The following is a 19,122-nucleotide window of genomic DNA, read 5'->3' as shown; positions in this document are numbered from 1 at the left end:
TGCCGAAACACCGGTTTTTTTAGCCCATTAAATCAGGTTTTTCTCGCCCAGGGCGCAAACCAGCCAAGACCAGCGGTAGTGCTGCCGCGCGGGATATATTCGCAGCCCACCCAGCCGGAATAGCCGACCTCATCCAGCAGTGAGTAGAGATAGGGGTAGTTGATTTCACCCTCATCCGGTTCATGACGATCCGGTGCCGAAGCAATCTGCACATGCCGATAGCGTCCGGCGTAGTGGCGAATCAGATGGCTGAGGTTGCCATCCACCCGTTGCGCATGGAACAGGTCGAGCTGAGTGAAGACATTGGGGCGATCGATCTGTTCGACCATCTCCAGCGTCTGATACTGGCTGGCATAAAGATAGTTGGGTTTGGTGGTGGGATTAAGCGCCTCAATCAGCAGGATGATGCCGTGCGGCGCAAAGCGCTCAGCCGCATAACGCATATTGCTGATAAAGGTCTCAACGTAGCGCTGACGGTCAGCGTCGGGCGGCACCGTCGCCGCCATGATGTGCACCTGCGGGCAGTTCAGCGCCAGCGCATAGCTCAGGGCGCGATCGATATCCGCCTTTGCTTCCGCTTCCCGTCCGGGGATGGCCGAAACGCCCCACTCACCCGCTGCGACGTTGCCGGGTGCGGTATTGAACAGCACCAAGTCCAGCTGGTTATCATCAAGCCACTGCTTGATCTGCGTGGCGGGATAGTCATAAGGAAACAGAAATTCGACGGCGGTGAAACCGGCTTCTGCCGCTGCAGCGAAGCGTTCAGCAAACGGCAATTCAGTAAATTGCGTCGAAAGGTTAGCAGCAAACTTCGGCATTATCGGCTCCTTAATTCTGCCACTTCGGCATCATTGAGATAACGGATCGGGCGGTCGCCCAGGGTAAAGATCAGCCGGGCGGTCTCCTCCAGCTCTTCAGTGTTGTCTGCCGCTTCCTGCAACGATTTCCCCACTACTACCGGGCCATGATTCGCCAGCAGGAAGGCACGGTAACGTGGAGCCAGCGCCGCGAGATCCTCGGCCAGTCGCCCATCACCCGGCTTGTAGTAAGGCACAACCGGCACATCACCGACACGCATCACCACATAGGGGGTAAACGGACGGATGCAGTTGTCCGTGTCCAGCCCCTGTAAACAGGAAAGCGCCGTCAGGTAGTGGCTATGCAGATGCACCACCGCCCTGCAGTCGGGATTATTCAGATAGAGCGCGCGGTGAAACGCAATCTCTTTGGAGGGTTTATCGCCTGAGATCCATTCGCCGTCAGGCGTGACTTTGGCCAGCCGGTCACCCTGTAATTCACCCAGGCATGAACCGGTGGGAGTCGCCAGCAGATTGCCATCCTCCAGCAACATTGAGAGGTTGCCCGCCGAGCCGGTGGCATAGCCGCGCTGAAAGAACGAAGCGCCAAGACGCACCATCTCGTCACGCGCCTGCTGTTCCGTTAAAGAGAAAGATTCAGACATCAGTAAACTCCGTTTGCGCGCGGCGGAAGAAATCTTCATCGCCAAAATTGCCCGATTTCAGTGCCAGAGAGAGCGGCTGATGAATATCGCGCACCCAGGGCACGCCGGGCGAAATCGTCGGACCGATGTGAAAGGCCGTCACACCCAGGCTCTGCGCGACCACGCCGGAGGTTTCGCCACCCGCCACGATAAAGCGCTGCCATCCGCGCCGTTTCAGCTCGCGGGTGACGGCAGCAAACAGCTGCTCAACGGCTTCGCTACTGCGCTGAGCGCCAAAACGCTGTTGAATCGCCTGCAATTGTTGCGCGTCAGCGGTGGCAAACAGCAGGGGTGCCAGCGTCCGATCGCTGTTCGCTTCCACCCAGTCGCATAACTGCCGGGCATAAGCCCCGGCATCGTCCAGACAGCGTTCAGTCTCAACTTCGCAGGCCGGTGCCAGCTGGCGGTACGCGGCGACCTGACGATTGGTCATCTGTGAACAGGAACCGGAAAGCACCACGGCGCGATCGCCCTGCGGACGGCCTGCCTGCTCCGCTTTTGCATCACTCTGAGCCGTCGCCCACTGCCGTGCCAGACCGATGGCCAGCCCGGAACCGCCGGTGACCAGGCGCAGATCGCTCAGTGCTTCGCCCAGGGTCAACAGATGTTCCTGATGCAGGACGTCAGTTACGACGTAGTTGATCCCCTGCGCCGCCAGCTGACCCAGCGCCTGCCGTACTGACTCAGCGCCCTGCTCGACCTGTGCCGCAGCGATCAGCCCGGCTTTGCCCGTCGCCTGTGATGTCATCAGCCGCAACAGGTTACTGTCGTGCATCGGTGTGACCGGATGATGCCGCATACCGGAATCTGACAGCAGCTGATCGCCGACAAACAGGTAGCCCTGATAAACGGTGCGGCCATTCACCGGCAGCGCCGGACAGATTACCGTCTGCGTTTCACCCAGCGCCTGCAGCAGAGCGTCGGTTACCGGACCGATATTGCCCTGCGCGGTACTGTCGAAGGTGGAACAATATTTGAAGTAGAAACGCTCACAGCCCTGCTTCTGCAGCCAGGCCAGCGCAGCCAGCGACTGAGCAACCGCCTGGTCTGCCGGACAGGAGCGGCTCTTCAGGCTGACCACAATCGCCTGCGCCTCTGTGGTTTCCTCGCTGTCAGGAATGCCGTTGAACTGAATAGTGGTCAGCCCGTTCTGCACCAGAAAACTGGCAATGTCAGTCGCACCGGTAAAATCGTCCGCTATCACGCCAAGCCGCATCAGATTTTCTCCTCTGCCTGCGGCAGCGTGATGCCGCTGAAGATTTTAATTACTGCACTGTCATCTTCCCGGCCGTAACCGGCGTTGCTGGCTTCGGTGAACATATTGAGGGCGGTTGAGGCCAGCGGCAGCGGGAAGTGCAGGGCTTTCGCGGTATCGGCCACCAGGTTGAGATCTTTCACAAAGATATCGACCGCCGATTTCGGGCTATAGTCGCCGTCCACCACATGCCGCATGCGGTTTTCGAACATCCATGAATTGCCTGCGGCGTTGGTGACCACTTCATACATGGTTTCCAGCGGGATGCCGGCACGCGCCGCCAGCGCCATCGCTTCTGCCCCGACCGCGATGTGAACACCTGCCAGCAGCTGATGGATAATTTTGACGGTTGACCCGAGGCCGATCTCACTGCCCACGCGATACACTTTGGCTGCCACGGCATCCAGTACAGATTGCAGTTGCGTAAAGGCCGCTTCACTGCCGGACGCCATCACCGTCATCTCACCGCTGGCCGCTTTAGCGGCACCGCCGGAGACCGGTGCATCCAGCATCAGCAGCTGATATTGCGCCAGCTGTTGTTCAATCTGCTGCGCATCCCGGGCGGACAATGTGGATGAGACCATGACCACGGTGCCGGGACGCAGTTTTGCGGCCAGGCCCTCTTCACCAAACAGAATGGCGTTAACCTGCTGCGCATTAACCACCAGCAGCAAAACGGCATCAAGCTGTTCTGCAAAGGCGGATGCTGAAGGCTGCGCATCACGCGCGCCTGCCTGGCGTAAGTTCTCAAGCGCGGCGGGATTCAAATCGACACCCCAGGTATTGAGGCCGGCACGCAGGCAGGATTTCGCGGCCCCCATGCCCATGGAACCTAACCCGATAACGCAGATATTTTCAGCTGGCACGATACGCCTCCACTGTTAATTTAAGTGATTATTTGTTTGTTACTGTTAATCCTGCCAGTTTACTGTCGGCAAAAATGTGTTTCCGCTCACAAAAAAACATTCCAGATGTGAACCAGAACAATTTTTAACATTACCAGATTGGCAGCACCGGCCCTGCCGCAGTGCAGTTAGCGCCGCCGTTGCCGGGATTGCCGCTGTTATTATTTGTTCTGGTTAACCGGCAGATCCTTTATAATGTGAAAAAATGGTAATCATCAGGGAGCCGATATGATTCCGGTTGAACGTCATCAACAGATTCTTGCGCTGGTGGCCGATCGTGGCGTGGTGAGCATTGCAGAACTCACTGAACGGCTGGGTGTGTCACACATGACCATACGCCGTGATGTGCAGAAACTGGAGGAGCAAGGGGCCGTGCTGTCGGTCTCCGGCGGCGTGCGCTCAGCCGACCGGCTGGCGGCTGAGCCGTCACATCTGACGAAAAGCGCCCTCTACAATGAGGAGAAGCGCGCAATTGGTCGCACCGCCGCCCGACAGATCCCACGTAACAGCTGCATCTACCTGGATGCCGGAACCACGACGTTAGCGCTGGCAAGAGAAGTGGTGGATCGCGATGATTTACTGGTGGTGACCAATGATTTTATGGTGGCGAATCTGCTGATGGAGGCCAGTCAGTGCCGGGTTATTCACACGGGCGGCACCGTATGCCGGGAGAACCGCTCCTGTGTCGGGGAGTCGGCGGCACGCAGCCTGCGTCAACTGGCCATTGATATTGCCTTTATTTCCGCCTCCTGCTGGGGGCCGCGTGGCTTGTTTACGCCGGATGAAGATAAAGTGATGGTGAAGCAGGCGGTGAGTGAAGTGAGCAGTAAGCGGGTATTGCTGAGTGACAGTTCGAAGTACAACAGGATTGCGACGTTTCTGGCTTTACCGCTGGAGAGCTTTGATCGGGTAGTGACAGATACGCATCTGAGTGAGTCGGCGCGGGAGTTGTTAAGTGCGGGGAGCTGTGAACTGGTACTGGCTGGTTAAGCTGTCGCCGCCTTCCCTGAGACCGGGAAGGCGGCAACGTGAGCGTAATTAAACTTCTTCGCTGAACTGCGGCACCGGATTACGGAAGCTGCGGGTTACGAACGCCAGGTAGATAATCCCGATGGCGGCCCAGATCAGGCCCAGCTCCATAGAACTCTCTTCCAGGTTCACCCACAGCGCTCCCACCGTCAGCGCGCCAAGCAGCGGCAGCAGCAGATACTGAACGTGATCTTTCAGCGTGCGGTTACGCTTCTCACGGACCCAGAACTGCGCAATCACCGACAGGTTAACGAAGGTAAACGCCACCAGCGCACCAAAGTTAATCAGCGCGGTTGCGGTCACCAGGTCGAAGTTAATCGCCATCAGCGCAATCGCACCCACCAGCAGCACGTTGAGCGACGGGGTACGCCATTTCGGATGGATGTAACCGAAGAAACGCTCCGGGAACACACCATCACGGCCCATCACATACATCAGACGCGAGACGCCAGCGTGCGCCGCCATACCGGATGCCAGCACCGTGACCACCGAGAAGATCAGGATGCCGACCTGCAACGCTTTACCGGCCACGAACAGCATGATTTCAGGCTGCGATGAGTCCGGGTGCTGGAAGCGTGTGATGTCCGGGAAGTAGAGCTGCAGGAAGTAAGATGCCGCGATAAAGATCACACCACCAATCAGCGCGGTCAGGAAAATAGCGCGCGGAATGGTGCGTTCTGCATCTTTGGTCTCTTCCGACAGCGAACTGATGCCATCAAAGCCGAGGAACGAGAAACAGAGTATCGTCGCACCGGTAATCATCGGCACCACATGCGCATTCTCAGACCAGAATGGACGGCTGCTCACCAGCGTGCCGGAACCAACGCCGCTTGCCACACCGTAGATTACCATCGCGGTAATCCCGACCATGACAACCACCTGCAGCACCACAATCACACTGTTGAAGTTGGCGACGGTTTTGATGCCCTTGAGGTTAGAGAGCGTCATAAACCCGACCAGCAACACCACAAAAATCCACGACGGGATGCCCGGCACCAGCGATTCGAAGTAGTTTTTAGCCAGCAGGATGTTGATCATCGGCATGAACAGGTAGTCCAGCAGTGATGACCAGCCGACCATAAAGCCGACGTGCGGACTGATCGCCTTCTGAGCGTAGGTATAAGCGGAGCCCGCAGAGGGGAAGCGGCGTACCAGCTTACCGTAACTCACGGCAGTGAACAGAATCGCAATCAGCGCGAAAGCATAAGCGGTGGCGACGTGACCTTCGGTCAGCCCGGAAACGATGCCAAAGGTATCGAACAGGGTCATAGGCTGCATGTAGGCTAAGCCCATCATGACGACCGGAAGTAACGTGAGTGTTTTTTTGAGTTGCGCACGCTGCGGTGCGGCGGAGGTATTAAGCGACATGCTTCAGTCCCCCATGTGCGACAACCTGGCTGGGCTGGGTCACAGGGCAACTGCGCATTAAGCGACAGGGAGTAAGGTTAGCGGTTAACGCGGCGCCGTAGTCATCACGAAAACGCGTACCAGCGTTGGCTGGCAGAGTGTAAAACATCCCCATCTTTTAATCCTCAATCTCACGCTTATGCGTGTTTTCAGTGTTTATCTATCCGGGTGCGTGCCCGGCCTCGGTTAAGTCAGCAAAAAACGCTCTAATAAAACTGGATGCAAAAAAATAACCGGCGCGGTTAGCGTCGGTTATCATCTGATTTTGCAGGCCGCGTATTCTGCCCTAACCCGTGGCAGGAATACAAGCCATCGGGGCATCTTATGCAAAAAAAAGCGCGTCAGATGACAGGTAAAAAAACCTGTCAGGCATTTTTCAGCATCCAGTCGATCTCGGTCGACGTAATCAGCCGTTCAAACTGCATCAGTTCATGATGCTTACAGCTGTGCCAGACACTGGCAAAGCGTTCGCCCAGTAACTTCTGCAGCGGATAGCTGTTGTCAAACTCATACAGCGCATCGCTCTGGCGGATCGGCAGTGCCAGACCCTCGGCATGGTGACCGTTGCCGGTGACCGGATGGGGCAACGGCAACTGGGTATCCAGCCCATGCAGCATCCCGGCAAGAATAGCCGATACCACCATGTAGGGATTAGCATCCGCGCCCGCAACCCGGTACTCAATACGATGATTGTCGATATCCCCGCACGGCACCCGCAGCGCAACGGTCCGGTTGTTATGGCCCCACGATGCCTGCAACGGCACATAGGCGTCCGGAACAAAACGGCGATAGGCATTCACATTGGGTGCCAGCAGCGCCATTGAGGCGGGCATCAGATCGATCATCCCAGCCAGCGCCCGTTTCATCAGCGGCGAATCACTGCCGTCATCGCAGGCGAAGGCGTTGTGATCGGCGGCATCCAGCATGCTGATATGCACATGCATGCCGCTGCCCGCATACTCCTCATAGGGCTTCGCCATAAACGTCGCGGTCATACCGTGGTTTTCTGCCACCTGACGAATCAGTCGCTTCAGCTGCACCGCATGGTCACAGGCCCGCAGCACGTCGCGGGTATGATGCAGGTTAATTTCAAACTGTCCGGGCGAGGCTTCCGCCAGCGCACCATCGGCCGGGATGCCCTGCTGACGGGCCAGATCGTCGATGTCACGCAGCACATCGGCGAAATGATCGAGGTTATCTACCGAGTAGACCTGGCTCTGCATATTGCGTTCATCACTGCCGGGCGAACACGGCGGCTGGATAAAGCCTTCGGCATCGCGCTTTTTGTCCACCAGATAGAACTCCAGCTCTACCGCTACCACCGGAAACAGACCTCGGTTACGCAGCTGTTGCCACAGCCGGTTAAGGACATTTCGGGGTTCAACGTCAAAGGGAGTGCCATCTTGGTTGCACATGGTTAACAGCAGTTGCGCAATGTGCTGAGGGTCAGACGCGGAGGGAACTAAAGTACCGGTGACGGGCAGGCAGAGATTATCGGGTTCGCCCAGTGACTGACCGAGTCCCGCTTCTTCTACTGTGTTGCCAAGGATATCCATGGCAAACACCGAGGCGGGGAAATAACACCCTTTTTCCAGCTTAGGCAGCGCAGAGACCGGAATGCGCTTACCGCGGAACACACCATTTAAATCATTTAACAGGATGTCGACATACTGCGTGTCAGGATGGCGCTCCAGCCAGGTTTTCACCTCAAGCTGGAACGCGCTGGTTCGTTTCTCTTCACTGTGAAGCGTGAAGTCTTCCACTTCTACCAGGTTAGTCATGATCTCACCCGCCCCTATTAGGTTTGCGTAATGCTCAAAATAACAGCCACACCACTAACATAGCGCCAACATAAAAAGTGTGCAAATGTAACAAATCTGTTTGAAGAACAAACAGCAGATTGCTAGATTGAAAAAATATTGCACACTTAACCGCCAGACGTGCCCTTTCGGTAGATATTTCGAACAGCGATGCGAGGACGTGAGATGGGCATTATTTTTGACAAGCCGTTGATTGGCGTAGTGATGTGCCAGAAGGATCTGGGAGGCCATCCGAGCCAGACGGTTCACAATAAGTATACCGATGCGGTTGTCCTTGCGGGTGGCGTACCACTGGCCCTGCCCCACAGTCTGATGAATGCGCCTCATCTATTAGAAAACGCTATGGCTGTTCTGGATGGTCTGCTGCTGACCGGCAGCCCCAGCAATATCGAACCCTGGCATTATGGCGAGGCGGGCGAAGAGCTGCATGCCGATCCGGGCCGTGACCATCTCGCCTTTCAGCTGATCACCTGGGCCACCAGCCACAAGATGCCGATGTTCGGGATCTGCCGTGGGCTGCAGGAGCTGGTGGTGGCGAATGGTGGCGCGCTGTGGCGAGAGCTCAGCGGGCAGCCGTCGTTTCAGCGTCACCATGAAGATGAGACGCTGCCGCTGGAGCAGCAGTATGCTCAGGTGCATCCAATCACTATTGAACCCGACGGCCTGCTGGCGACGCTGCTGGACAGCAACAGTCCGCTGGCGGTCAATTCACTGCATCATCAGGGGGTACGCGAACCGGGCCCGCAGTTGCGCGTTGAAGCGCGCGCGCCGGATGGCCTGATTGAGGCGGTGAGTCTGCGCCATCATCCCTTCGCCCTGGCGGTGCAGTGGCATCCCGAGTGGCAGCCGGAACACACGGCGGGATCGCAGGCGCTCTTCAGTGGCTTTATTCAGGCCGCCATTCGTTATCACAAGGAAAAAGAAAATGAGTGATGCCACGCTGGCGCCGGGACGACGGCTGGCGCAGATCCGGCAGACACTGGGGCTGTCGCAACGCCGTGTCGCCGAACTGGCCGGACTGACCCATAGCGCCATCAGCACCATTGAACAGGATAAGGTCAGCCCGGCGGTCAGCACCCTGCAGAAGCTGCTGAAAGTCTATGGGCTCTCGCTGTCAGAGTTCTTCTCGGAACCCAAACCGGATGCGGAACCGAAGGTCATTGTCCGCGCCAGCGACCTGCTGGAGATTGGCAGTCAGGGGGTTTCGCTGAAGCTTATCGACAATGGCCGTGCACAGCGCACGCTGGGCATGCTGCTGGAAACTTATCAACCCGGTGCCAGCACCGGCGAGAAGCTGCGTCATCCGGGCGAAGAGACCGGCACGCTGCTGGAAGGAGAGATTACGCTGGTCATCAACGGAGAGCACTATCATCTCTCCGCCGGAGAGAGCTACGTCATTGATACGGGCTTACCACACAGTTTCACCAACCGTGCTGAAATCCCCTGCCGCATTGTCAGTGCCCATACGCCAGCCAACTTTTAGGCGCATTCCGGAGATTGTTATGAATTACGTGGAGAGTTATTACGCAGCGACCGCCAATCCGCATGCGCCCTGGCCGACATTACAGGAGAGCATTCAGTGTGACGTCTGCATTATTGGCGGCGGTTTCACCGGTCTTTCGGCGGCGCTGCATCTGACCGAGGTAGGCTATGACGTGGTTGTGCTGGAAGCGGCGCGGGTCGGCTTTGGTGCCAGCGGGCGTAACGGCGGTCAGGTGGTGAACTCCTACAGCCGCGACGTGGATGTGATTGAGCAGCGCTACGGTAAAGAGAGCGCCCGTATGCTGGGCAGCATGATGTTTGAAGGCGCTGAAATCATCCGCGATCGCATTAAGCGGTACGCGATTGACTGCGATTACCGGCCTGGCGGCGTTTTTGCGGCCCTGAATGCGCGCCAGATGGCACATCTGCGAAAACAGAAAGCGTTATGGCAGCAGTATGGGAATCATGATCTGGAACTGCTGGATGAGCGAGCCATTCGCCGTGAAGTCGCTACCGAACGCTACGTTGGCGGGCTGCTGGACCGGCGCGGCGGCCATCTGCATCCGCTGAACCTGGCGCTGGGGGAAGCGGAGGCGATCCGGCGACATGGCGGACGCATCTATGAACAGTCCGCGGCGACCAGTGTGGTTTATGGCACACCAAACCGGGTAAAAACCGCCCAGGGCGAGGTCAGCGCGACCTTTGTGATCTTCGCCGGGAATGCCTATCTTGCCCCGCAGCTGGAACCGCGACTGAGCAGGAAAAGCATGCCGTGCGGATCGCAGATTGTGGCAACCGAATCGCTGTCACCCGACCAGGCGTTGTCGCTGATGCCGAACAACTACTGTGTGGAAGATTGTAACTATCTGCTGGATTACTTCCGTCTGACGGCGGACAACCGGCTGCTCTATGGCGGCGGCGTGGTTTATGGCGCACGGGAACCGGCCGATATTGAAGCGTTGATCCGGCCCAAGCTGCGCCGCACTTTCCCGCAGTTGCAGAACGTGAAGCTGGACTTCAGCTGGAGCGGCAATTTCCTCCTGACGCTGTCGCGCATGCCGCAGTTTGGCCGACTGGAGAAGAATGTCTATTTTATGCAGGGTGACAGCGGTCATGGCGTAACCAGTACGCATCTTTCCGGCAAGCTGATCAGCGAAGTGTTACGCGGCGACGCCGAGCGTTTTGATGCCTTCGCCCGCCTGCCTCACCTGCCGTTTCCCGGTGGGCGACGATTTAAGGTGCCGCTAACGGCGATGGGCGCGGTGTGGTATGCGTTGAGGGATCGGTTAGGGGTGTGAGGCTGAGGGCCAGACCTGGCTGTCTGGCCTGATGAAAACAGGTCTTTCAGCGGGGCACATTCTGCCATGTTGTTTAAACTGTTATAGTATGTTGTAACTACAGGAAGAGCAGAACTTTCACCTATCAGAGCGGGAGCACTCAGCCCCCGCAACAGCGCCAGCCGCGTATCACTCCAGTGGCATTTTAATCGGGTCGTCATAGCGGTACTCAAAACCGAGTTCGCTACAGATGCGGGAACCATCAATCAGCTTGCCGCTATTCTTTTCCGCCTCGGGTGCGAACTGCGGCGGCTGCAGCCCAAGCTGGTGCGTGACCGCAGGATAGAAGGTGTCACGCGAGGGATGTTTCGAGGCACACAGATTGTAGACCCGTCCCCCTTTGGGCGACTGCAGTAGCAGCGTAATTGCCTCAACCACATCATCCAGATGCACCAGATTCACGCCCTGCGAGCCATTGGCCACATCCTGCTTGCCGGCGAGGAAGCGTCCCGGATGGCGCTTTGGTCCGACCAGACCGGCCAGCCGCACGATATCCACGCTGGTGCCCGGCAGATCGTGCAGCCAGTTCTCCAGTTTAACCAGCGTCTTTCCGGCCACCGTTTCTGCGTCCAGCGGGCTGTTTTCCCGCTTAGCGCCGGCGCTGCTGCCATAGACTGAGGTGGAACTGGTAAAGATAATGCGCGGTACCTTATAAACCAGCGCGGTATCGACCACATTCTGCACCGCCTGCAGATAGGCTTCGCCCCCTTCCGCAGTGCGGCTGGCGGGCAGTGTAACGATCAGCGCATCGACGTTGAATAGCGGCTCAATATCGGCAGCATCACAGAGCAGTTCCGGCGTCAGTTCCAGCTGGAACGCCTCAATGCCGCAGCGGCGTGCCGCGTCTACACCGTCTGGCGTGGTTTTGCTGCCGGTGACCTGCCAGCCTCGCGCCGTTAACGCCGTGGCCAGCGGCATGCCTAACCAGCCCAGTCCCACAATCGCGACCTTCTTCATTTTGACTCCTGACGTGAAACATCAACCCTGACTTCACCGTAGTTTGCCCCCGGATTGCAAACCATAACAACCTGTTTCAGCGCTTTCCGAACCGCCCGTTTAAAAAAGTGTTGCCAAGCGCAGCCATCTTCGCTAGGTTAAACCCCACAAATGAATACTCATTCATCGACGAGATTATTATGACACGCGTTCAGTTCAACCATCATCACCACCATCATCCTGACTAGTCTTTCAGGCGATTGGTGCTGGAAGACTTTCAAGATCTTCCAGTGGTGTGAACGCAAGAGAACCCCCGGAAGATCGTCTTCCGGGGGTTTTTTTATGGGCTGACGTAACCACACATTCAGGACCGAATTAAGAGGACAGGAACCATGTTAGATAACACCCGTTTACGCATAGCTATGCAGAAATCTGGCCGTTTAAGTGATGATTCACGCGAACTGCTGGCGCGCTGCGGCGTTAAAATCAACCTTCAGCAACAGCGCCTGATTGCGTTTGCGGAGAACATGCCGATCGACATCCTGCGCGTGCGCGATGACGATATTCCTGGCCTGGTGATGGATGGTGTGGTCGATTTAGGCATCATCGGCGAGAACGTGCTGGAAGAAGAGCTGCTGTCGCGCCGTGCCCAGGGTGAAGATCCGCGCTACTTTACGCTGCGCCGCCTCGACTTCGGCGGTTGCCGTCTGTCACTGGCGATGGCGACAGATGCCGAGTACACCGGCCCGGAATGCCTGGATAAATCCCGTATCGCCACCTCCTATCCGCACCTGTTAAAACAATACCTCGACAAAAAAGGCGTCAGCTTTAAGACCTGTTTACTGAACGGTTCCGTAGAAGTGGCGACCCGTGCCGGTCTGGCTGATGCCATCTGCGACCTGGTCTCTACCGGTGCTACGCTGGAAGCCAATGGCCTGCGCGAAGTTGAAGTAATCTATCGTTCAAAAGCGGTGCTGATCCAGCGTGACGGCGAGATGCCTGCCGCGAAGCAGGAGCTGATCGACAAGATGATGACCCGTATTCAGGGCGTGATTAAAGCGCGTGAATCGAAGTACATCATGCTGCACGCGCCGAGTGAGCGCCTGGAAGAAGTAATCAGCCTGCTGCCTGGCGCAGAGCGCCCGACCGTGCTGCCGCTGGCAGGCGATGTCAGCCGCGTGGCGATGCACATGGTCAGCAGCGAAACCCTGTTCTGGGAAACCATGGAAAAACTGAAAGCGCTGGGTGCCAGTTCGATTCTGGTGCTGCCTATTGAGAAGATGATGGAGTAAGCCATGGCCTTTTCTACCCCGATTGAGTGGCAGCAGTGTACCCCCGAACAGCAGCAGGCGCTGCTGTTACGTCCCGCTATCGCCGCCTCTGAAAACGTGACGATGACGGTGCGCGATGTACTGGAGCAGGTAAAGCTGAACGGTGATGACGCCCTGCGCCAGTTCAGCGCCCGCTTCGACAAAGCGCAGGTGGATAACCTGCGTGTTACCGCGCAGCAAATCGCAGAAGCCAGCTTACGTCTGAGTGACGAGCTGAAGCAGGCGATGGCCGTCGCGGTGGGCAATATCGAAACCTTCCACAACGCGCAGATCCTGCCGCCGGTGGATGTGGAAACCCAGCCAGGCGTACGCTGCCAGCAGATTACCCGTCCGGTGAAATCGGTCGGACTCTATATTCCTGGTGGTTCCGCCCCGCTCTTCTCCACCGTGCTGATGCTGGCGACCCCGGCCCGTATCGCTGGCTGTGGCCGCGTGGTGCTCTGTTCGCCGCCGCCGATTGCCGATGAGATCCTGTATGCCGCCCAGCTGTGCGGCGTAGAAGAGGTGTTCCAGGTAGGCGGCGCGCAGGCCATCGCCGCGATGGCCTTCGGCACCGAAACCGTGCCACGCGTGGATAAGATTTTTGGCCCGGGCAACGCCTGGGTGACAGAAGCGAAACGTCAGGTAAGTCAGCGACTCGATGGCGCGGCGATTGATATGCCAGCGGGTCCTTCTGAAGTGCTGGTGATTGCGGATGAAGGCGCCACGCCCGCGTTTGTCGCGTCTGATTTGCTTTCACAGGCAGAGCATGGTCCCGACTCGCAGGTGATTCTGCTGACGCCTTCATTAAAGCTGGCCGAGGCGGTCGCGGTCGCGGTTGAGCAGCAGCTGGCGCAGTTGCCGCGGGCTGCCACAGCGCGTCAGGCGCTGGAAAGCAGCCGCCTGATCGTGGCGCGTGACCTTGAGCAGTGTGTCGCGATCTCTAATCTCTACGGCCCGGAGCACCTGATTCTGCAGACGCGTCAGCCGCGCGATCTGGTGGAGTCGATCACCAGCGCCGGTTCGGTATTTTTAGGTGACTGGTCGCCGGAGTCCGCGGGCGATTACGCCTCTGGCACCAATCACGTGTTACCGACCTACGGTTACACCTCGACCTGTTCCAGCCTGGGCCTGGCCGATTTCCAGAAACGCATGACGGTGCAGGAGCTGACGCCGCAGGGCTTCCTGAACCTGGCCGCCACCATTGAAACCCTGGCCGCCGCCGAGCAGCTGGATGCCCATAAGAATGCCGTCACCCTGCGCGTTGCCGCACTGAAGGAGCAAGCATGAGTCAGGATATTGAGCAGCTGGCGCGCGCCAATGTGCGCGCCCTGACGCCCTATATGTCGGCGCGTCGTCTGGGTGGCAACGGAGATGTCTGGCTCAATGCCAACGAGTTTCCGCTGCCGGTGCCGTTTGAGCTGTCGCAGCAGACGCTGAACCGCTATCCGGAATGTCAGCCTAAACGGGTGATTGAGCGCTACGCGGCTTATGCAGGCTTAACGCCGGAGCAGGTGCTGGTGAGCCGTGGCGCAGATGAAGCCATCGAACTGATCATGCGTGCCTTCTGTGAGCCGGGTCAGGATGCGATTCTGTTCTGTCCACCGACCTATGGCATGTACAGCGTCAGCGCCGAAACCATCGGCATTGAATACCGCACCGTCCCGGCCCTGACCGACTGGCAGCTGAACCTGCCTGCCATTGCAGAGCAGCTGGATGGCGTCAAAGTGGTTTACCTCTGCAGCCCGAACAACCCGACCGGCAACCTGATCAATCAGGACGACATCCGTCAGCTGCTGGCAATGACCGCCGGTAAAGCGCTGGTCGTCGCAGATGAAGCCTACATTGAGTTCTGCCCGCAGGCGACCCTGACCGGCTGGCTGAAGGATTATCCGCATCTGGTGATCCTGCGTACGCTTTCTAAAGCCTTTGCGCTGGCTGGCCTGCGTTGCGGCTTTGCGCTGGCGAATAAGCCGGTCATCGACCTGCTGATGAAGGTGATTGCGCCCTACCCGCTGGCCACACCGGTGGCCGATGTCGCCGGTCAGGCGCTGAGCGACCAGGGAATTGCGCTGATGCGTGAGCATGTGGCACAGCTGAATGAGAATCGTAGCTGGCTGCAGGTTGAACTGACTCAGCTGGCCTGCGTTGAGCAGGTTTTCTCCAGTGAAACCAACTATGTGCTGGCGCGCTTTACCGATTCACCAAAAGTCTTCAAAACCTTATGGGATCAGGGCATTATCCTGCGTGATCAGAACAAAAATCCGGGCCTGTCGGGATGCCTGCGCATCTCCATCGGCACGCGTGAAGAGTGCGAACGAGTGATCGCCGCGCTGCAAGCCTTTTCTGTGGAGCAAGCATGAGCCAGAAGACCCTTTTTATTGACCGCGACGGTACGTTAATCTCTGAGCCGCCTGAAGATTATCAGGTGGACCGCATGGATAAGCTGGCGTTTGAGCCAGATGTTATCCCGGCGCTGCTGGCACTGCAGGCCGCCGGTTATCGCCTGGTCATGATCACTAACCAGGATGGTCTTGGCACCCCGGGTTTCCCGCAGGCCGATTTCGATGGCCCGCACAATCTGATGATGCAGATCCTGACCTCGCAGGGCATTGCGTTTGACGATGTGCTGATCTGCCCGCACATGCCGGACGATCACTGCGACTGTCGCAAGCCAAAAACCCGAATGGTGGAAGCCTGGCTGGCCGAAGGCGCGCTGGATACCGCCAACAGCTACGTGATTGGCGATCGCCTGACCGATGTCCAGCTGGCGGAGAACATGGGCATCCAGCCTATCCGCTACGGTGCTGACGGCCAGAACTGGCAGACTATCCAGCAGCGTCTGACCCAGCGTGACCGCCATGCGCTGGTGCAGCGCAACACCAAAGAGACACAGGTGCGGGTAGAACTGTGGCTGGATCGCGAAGGCGGCAGCAAGATTAATACCGGCGTGGGTTTCTTCGACCACATGCTGGACCAGATCGCCGTACACGGCGGGTTCCGCATGAACATCGAAGTGAAAGGCGATCTCTATATTGACGATCACCACACGGTGGAAGATACCGGTCTGGCACTGGGCGAAGCGCTGCTGAAGGCGCTGGGCGACAAGCGTGGCATTGGCCGTTTCGGTTTTGTGCTGCCGATGGATGAATGTCTGGCGCGCTGCGCGCTGGATATCTCCGGCCGTCCGCACATCGAGTTCAAAGCGGAGTTCAACTATCAGCGCGTGGGCGACCTCAGCACCGAGATGGTCGAGCACTTCTTCAGCTCACTCTCCTACGCCATGATGAGCACCCTGCATCTTAAAACTAAAGGCAAGAATGACCATCACCGCGTCGAGAGCCTGTTTAAAGCCTTTGGCCGTACGCTGCGTCAGGCGATCCGCGTTGAGGGCAATACGCTGCCAAGCTCGAAGGGAGTGCTGTGATGAACGTGGTGATCATGGATACCGGTTGCGCCAACCTGTCGTCGGTGAAATGGGCGATTGAACGTCTGGGCTACACCCCGGAAGTGAGCCGCGATCCCGATGTGGTGCTGCGTGCCGACAAACTGTTTCTGCCCGGCGTCGGCACCGCGCAGGCGGCAATGAATCAGCTGGAAGAGCGTGACCTGATCGATCTGGTCAAAGCCTGTACCCAGCCGGTGCTGGGGATCTGCCTGGGTATGCAGCTGCTGGGTCGCGGCAGCGATGAAAACGGCGGCGTGCCGACGCTGGGGATTATCGATGAGCCGGTGTCATTAATGGACACGCACGGCCTGCCGCTGCCACACATGGGCTGGAACCAGATTACCGCGCAGGCGGGCAATCATCTGTTCCGTGGCATCGACGAAGGCTGCTATTTCTACTTCGTCCACAGCTATGCCATGCCGGTCAACGCCAGCACTATCGCCCAGTGTCACTACGGTGAAGCTTTCACCGCCGCGGTGCAGAAAGATAACTTCTTTGGCGTCCAGTTCCATCCTGAACGCTCGGGCAAAGCGGGCGCGCAGCTGCTGAAAAACTTCCTGGAGATGTAATGATTATCCCCGCGTTAGATTTAATTGACGGCAAAGTGGTTCGTCTGCATCAGGGCGATTATGGTCAGCAGCGCGATTACGGCAGCGATCCGCTGCCGCGTCTGCAGGATTACGTTCGCCAGGGCGCGACCGTGCTGCATCTGGTGGATTTAACCGGCGCGAAAGATCCGGCGAAACGCCAGATCGCGCTGCTGAAAACCCTGCTGGATGGCGTTGATGTGACGGTGCAGGTCGGTGGCGGCATTCGCAGCCGTGACGATGTTCATGCGCTGCTTGAAGCCGGAGCGAGTCGTGTGGTGGTCGGTTCCACCGCGGTGAAACAGCCTGAAGAGGTAAAACGGTGGTTTGCGGAATTTGGCGCAGAGGCGATTGTGCTTGCGTTAGATGTGCGCATTGATGCCAGTAACCGCAAAGAAGTGGCAATCAGTGGCTGGCAGGAAGCGGCGGGTGTCACGCTGGAAGAGGTGATTACCGACTTTCAGCAGGTGGGCCTGAAGCACGTGCTGTGCACCGACATTTCTCGCGACGGCACCCTGAGCGGCTCCAATGTTGCGCTCTATCAGGAAGTGACGGCGCGCTTCCCGACGATTGCTTTTCAGTCCTCGGGTGGCATTGGCGACCTCAATGATATCGCCGCCCTGCGCGGCAGCGGCGTTCAGGGCGTGATTGTCGGACGTGCGCTGCTGGAAGATAAATTCACTGTTTCGGAGGCGATCGCATGCTGGCAAAACGGATAATTCCCTGCCTGGACGTACGTGACGGCCAGGTGGTCAAAGGCGTACAGTTTCGCAATCACGAGATCATCGGCGACATCGTACCGCTGGCGCAGCGCTATGCCGCCGAAGGTGCCGACGAGCTGGTGTTCTATGATATCACCGCCTCATCCGATGGCCGGGTCGTCGACAAAAGCTGGGTATCGCGGGTTGCGGAAGTGATCGATATCCCGTTCTGCGTCGCGGGCGGCATTAAAACCCCGGAAGACGCAGCGCGCATTCTGGAGTTTGGCGCAGATAAGATTTCGATTAACTCGCCGGCGCTGGCCGACCCCACGCTGATCACCCGCCTCGCGGACCGTTTTGGCGTGCAGTGTATTGTGGTCGGGATCGATACCTGGTTTGATGAAGCCAGCGGTAAATATCAGGTGAATCAGTATACCGGCGACGAAGCGCGCACCCGCGTGACACAGTGGGAAACGCTGGAGTGGGTGCAGGAAGTGCAGAAGCTGGGCGCAGGCGAGATCGTGCTGAACATGATGAATCAGGATGGCGTGCGTAACGGCTATGACCTGGTGCAGCTGAAGAAAATGCGTGAAGTCTGCAAAGTTCCCCTGATCGCCTCTGGCGGCGCAGGCACCATGCAGCACTTCCTGGATGCGTTTACCGAAGCTAACGTGGATGGTGCTTTAGCCGCCTCGGTATTCCATAAGCAGATTATTAATATTGGTGAGCTGAAGAGCTTTCTGATCGACAACGGAGTGGAGATTCGCGCGTGCTAACTGAACAACAACAGGCCCTTCTCGACTGGGATAAAACACAGGGCATGATGCCGGTCATTGTCCAGCACTTCGTCTCAGGCGAAGTGCTGATGCATGGCTACATGAACCCGGCCGCGCTGGAGAAAACGCTGGCAGAAGGCAAGGTCACCTTTTTCTCCCGCACCAAAAATCGTTTGTGGACCAAAGGCGAAACCTCCGGCAATTTTTTGCAGGTCGTGAGCATCACGCCTGACTGCGACAATGACACCCTGTTAGTGCTGGCGGATCCTATTGGCCCGACCTGCCATCTGGGCACCACCAGCTGCTTCTCACCGGCGGTCCCTGAGTGGACGTTCCTCTATCAGCTTGAGCAGTTGCTGGCTTCGCGCAAAACCGCCGATCCTGAAAGCTCCTACACCGCACGACTCTACGCCAGCGGCACCAAACGCATCGCGCAGAAAGTGGGTGAAGAAGGCGTTGAAACCGCACTGGCCGCCACGGTCAACGATCGGGATGAACTCACCAACGAAGCGTCTGACCTGGTCTATCACCTGATGGTGCTGTTGCAGGATCAGGATCTCGACTTCCGCGCCGTGATCAACAACCTGCGTGACCGCCATAAGTAACTGTGCAATATGCTGCTCAGAAT

Annotated in this window: 20 protein-coding genes and 1 other annotated feature; of the genes, 13 read left to right on the top strand and 7 right to left on the bottom strand. The window is 57.8% G+C overall.

Annotated elements, in window-relative coordinates; translation table 11 throughout:
- Nucleotides 1-32 precede the first annotated feature (32 nt).
- From ACO6VX_RS02360 to ltnD, 4 genes are read right to left on the bottom strand one after another with little or no spacing between them, the layout of a single operon-like run.
- Nucleotides 33-818 (bottom strand): HPr family phosphocarrier protein, encoded by a 786-nt coding sequence (locus tag ACO6VX_RS02360; protein WP_010248028.1) that lies wholly within the window; start codon nt 816-818, stop codon nt 33-35.
- Nucleotides 818-1,462 carry an aldolase gene (locus ACO6VX_RS02355; protein ID WP_010248031.1) on the bottom strand — a complete coding sequence of 215 codons (645 nt, stop codon included), beginning with the start codon at nt 1,460-1,462 and terminating at the stop codon, nt 818-820. Before ACO6VX_RS02355 ends, ACO6VX_RS02360 begins: the two co-directional genes overlap by 1 nt.
- Nucleotides 1,455-2,717, bottom strand: a complete 1,263-nt coding sequence (gene otnK, locus ACO6VX_RS02350; protein ID WP_422457565.1) for a 3-oxo-tetronate kinase — start codon at nt 2,715-2,717, stop codon at nt 1,455-1,457. Before otnK ends, ACO6VX_RS02355 begins: the two co-directional genes overlap by 8 nt.
- A complete protein-coding gene (gene ltnD / locus ACO6VX_RS02345; protein ID WP_159226576.1) occupies nt 2,717-3,622 on the bottom strand; it encodes an L-threonate dehydrogenase in 906 nt (301 codons plus the stop codon). The genes otnK and ltnD overlap by 1 nt, the downstream gene beginning before the upstream one ends.
- Nucleotides 3,623-3,889: 267 nt before the next feature.
- Here ltnD and ygbI point away from each other — a divergent pair, with 267 nt between their 5' ends.
- Complete coding sequence (gene ygbI, locus ACO6VX_RS02340; RefSeq protein WP_422457562.1) at nt 3,890-4,651, top strand: DNA-binding transcriptional repressor YgbI; 762 nt, start codon at nt 3,890-3,892, stop codon at nt 4,649-4,651.
- A 48-nt stretch (nt 4,652-4,699) separates the two neighbouring features.
- Here ygbI and ACO6VX_RS02335 read toward each other — a convergent pair whose 3' ends face one another.
- Together ACO6VX_RS02335 and ACO6VX_RS02330 are read right to left on the bottom strand one after the other, a co-directional pair.
- The gene (locus ACO6VX_RS02335; protein WP_010248042.1) at nt 4,700-6,058 is read right to left on the bottom strand and encodes an APC family permease; all 1,359 of its coding nucleotides are present in this window, start codon (nt 6,056-6,058) and stop codon (nt 4,700-4,702) included.
- A 404-nt stretch (nt 6,059-6,462) separates the two neighbouring features.
- The gene (locus ACO6VX_RS02330) at nt 6,463-7,878 is read right to left on the bottom strand and encodes a glutamine synthetase family protein (RefSeq protein ID WP_376716413.1); all 1,416 of its coding nucleotides are present in this window, start codon (nt 7,876-7,878) and stop codon (nt 6,463-6,465) included.
- 204 nt (nt 7,879-8,082) lie between these two features.
- Here ACO6VX_RS02330 and puuD point away from each other — a divergent pair, with 204 nt between their 5' ends.
- Genes puuD through ACO6VX_RS02315 form a run of 3 tightly spaced genes read left to right on the top strand, consistent with a single transcriptional unit; the run spans nt 8,083 to nt 10,697 of the window.
- A complete protein-coding gene (gene puuD / locus ACO6VX_RS02325; protein WP_022625003.1) occupies nt 8,083-8,850 on the top strand; it encodes a gamma-glutamyl-gamma-aminobutyrate hydrolase in 768 nt (255 codons plus the stop codon).
- Complete coding sequence (puuR, locus tag ACO6VX_RS02320) at nt 8,843-9,400, top strand: HTH-type transcriptional regulator PuuR (RefSeq protein ID WP_010670955.1); 558 nt, start codon at nt 8,843-8,845, stop codon at nt 9,398-9,400. Before puuD ends, puuR begins: the two co-directional genes overlap by 8 nt.
- A gap of 19 nt (nt 9,401-9,419) precedes the next feature.
- Nucleotides 9,420-10,697 carry an NAD(P)/FAD-dependent oxidoreductase gene (locus ACO6VX_RS02315; RefSeq protein ID WP_191919936.1) on the top strand — a complete coding sequence of 426 codons (1,278 nt, stop codon included), beginning with the start codon at nt 9,420-9,422 and terminating at the stop codon, nt 10,695-10,697.
- A gap of 168 nt (nt 10,698-10,865) precedes the next feature.
- On the opposite strand, the gene ACO6VX_RS02310 is transcribed toward ACO6VX_RS02315, so the two are convergent.
- Nucleotides 10,866-11,693: an SDR family oxidoreductase gene (locus tag ACO6VX_RS02310; RefSeq protein WP_022625005.1), complete on the bottom strand. Its 828-nt coding sequence runs from the start codon at nt 11,691-11,693 to the stop codon at nt 10,866-10,868.
- Between the two features lie 179 nt (nt 11,694-11,872).
- Here ACO6VX_RS02310 and hisL point away from each other — a divergent pair, with 179 nt between their 5' ends.
- From hisL to hisIE, 9 genes are all read left to right on the top strand, one after another.
- Nucleotides 11,873-11,920 (top strand): his operon leader peptide, encoded by a 48-nt coding sequence (hisL, locus tag ACO6VX_RS02305; RefSeq protein ID WP_100396937.1) that lies wholly within the window; start codon nt 11,873-11,875, stop codon nt 11,918-11,920.
- Nucleotides 11,896-12,016 (top strand) — a sequence feature (His leader region). (Overlaps the previous gene by 25 nt.)
- 48 nt (nt 12,017-12,064) lie before the next feature.
- Entirely contained in the window at nt 12,065-12,964 is a 900-nt protein-coding gene (gene hisG, locus ACO6VX_RS02300; protein ID WP_004571317.1) for an ATP phosphoribosyltransferase, read from the top strand.
- Nucleotides 12,965-12,967: 3 nt separating this feature from the next.
- The gene (gene hisD / locus ACO6VX_RS02295) at nt 12,968-14,272 is read left to right on the top strand and encodes a histidinol dehydrogenase (RefSeq protein WP_033758367.1); all 1,305 of its coding nucleotides are present in this window, start codon (nt 12,968-12,970) and stop codon (nt 14,270-14,272) included.
- The gene (gene hisC / locus ACO6VX_RS02290; protein WP_064690205.1) at nt 14,269-15,345 is read left to right on the top strand and encodes a histidinol-phosphate transaminase; all 1,077 of its coding nucleotides are present in this window, start codon (nt 14,269-14,271) and stop codon (nt 15,343-15,345) included. The genes hisD and hisC overlap by 4 nt, the downstream gene beginning before the upstream one ends.
- The gene (gene hisB / locus ACO6VX_RS02285) at nt 15,342-16,409 is read left to right on the top strand and encodes a bifunctional histidinol-phosphatase/imidazoleglycerol-phosphate dehydratase HisB (RefSeq protein WP_010670960.1); all 1,068 of its coding nucleotides are present in this window, start codon (nt 15,342-15,344) and stop codon (nt 16,407-16,409) included. The genes hisC and hisB overlap by 4 nt, the downstream gene beginning before the upstream one ends.
- Complete coding sequence (gene hisH, locus ACO6VX_RS02280) at nt 16,409-16,999, top strand: imidazole glycerol phosphate synthase subunit HisH (protein ID WP_008926061.1); 591 nt, start codon at nt 16,409-16,411, stop codon at nt 16,997-16,999. The genes hisB and hisH overlap by 1 nt, the downstream gene beginning before the upstream one ends.
- Complete coding sequence (gene hisA / locus ACO6VX_RS02275) at nt 16,999-17,736, top strand: 1-(5-phosphoribosyl)-5-[(5-phosphoribosylamino)methylideneamino]imidazole-4-carboxamide isomerase (protein ID WP_031591331.1); 738 nt, start codon at nt 16,999-17,001, stop codon at nt 17,734-17,736. Before hisH ends, hisA begins: the two co-directional genes overlap by 1 nt.
- Complete coding sequence (gene hisF, locus ACO6VX_RS02270; RefSeq protein WP_010248068.1) at nt 17,718-18,494, top strand: imidazole glycerol phosphate synthase subunit HisF; 777 nt, start codon at nt 17,718-17,720, stop codon at nt 18,492-18,494. Before hisA ends, hisF begins: the two co-directional genes overlap by 19 nt.
- Nucleotides 18,488-19,099 (top strand): bifunctional phosphoribosyl-AMP cyclohydrolase/phosphoribosyl-ATP diphosphatase HisIE, encoded by a 612-nt coding sequence (gene hisIE, locus ACO6VX_RS02265; protein WP_031591333.1) that lies wholly within the window; start codon nt 18,488-18,490, stop codon nt 19,097-19,099. Before hisF ends, hisIE begins: the two co-directional genes overlap by 7 nt.
- Nucleotides 19,100-19,122 lie beyond the last annotated feature (23 nt).

The organism is Pantoea sp. BJFS-204 (assembly GCF_049310725.1).
GTDB classification, from domain to species: Bacteria; Pseudomonadota; Gammaproteobacteria; order Enterobacterales; family Enterobacteriaceae; genus Pantoea; species Pantoea agglomerans.
This window is presented reverse-complemented; position numbering and strand designations above follow the sequence as displayed.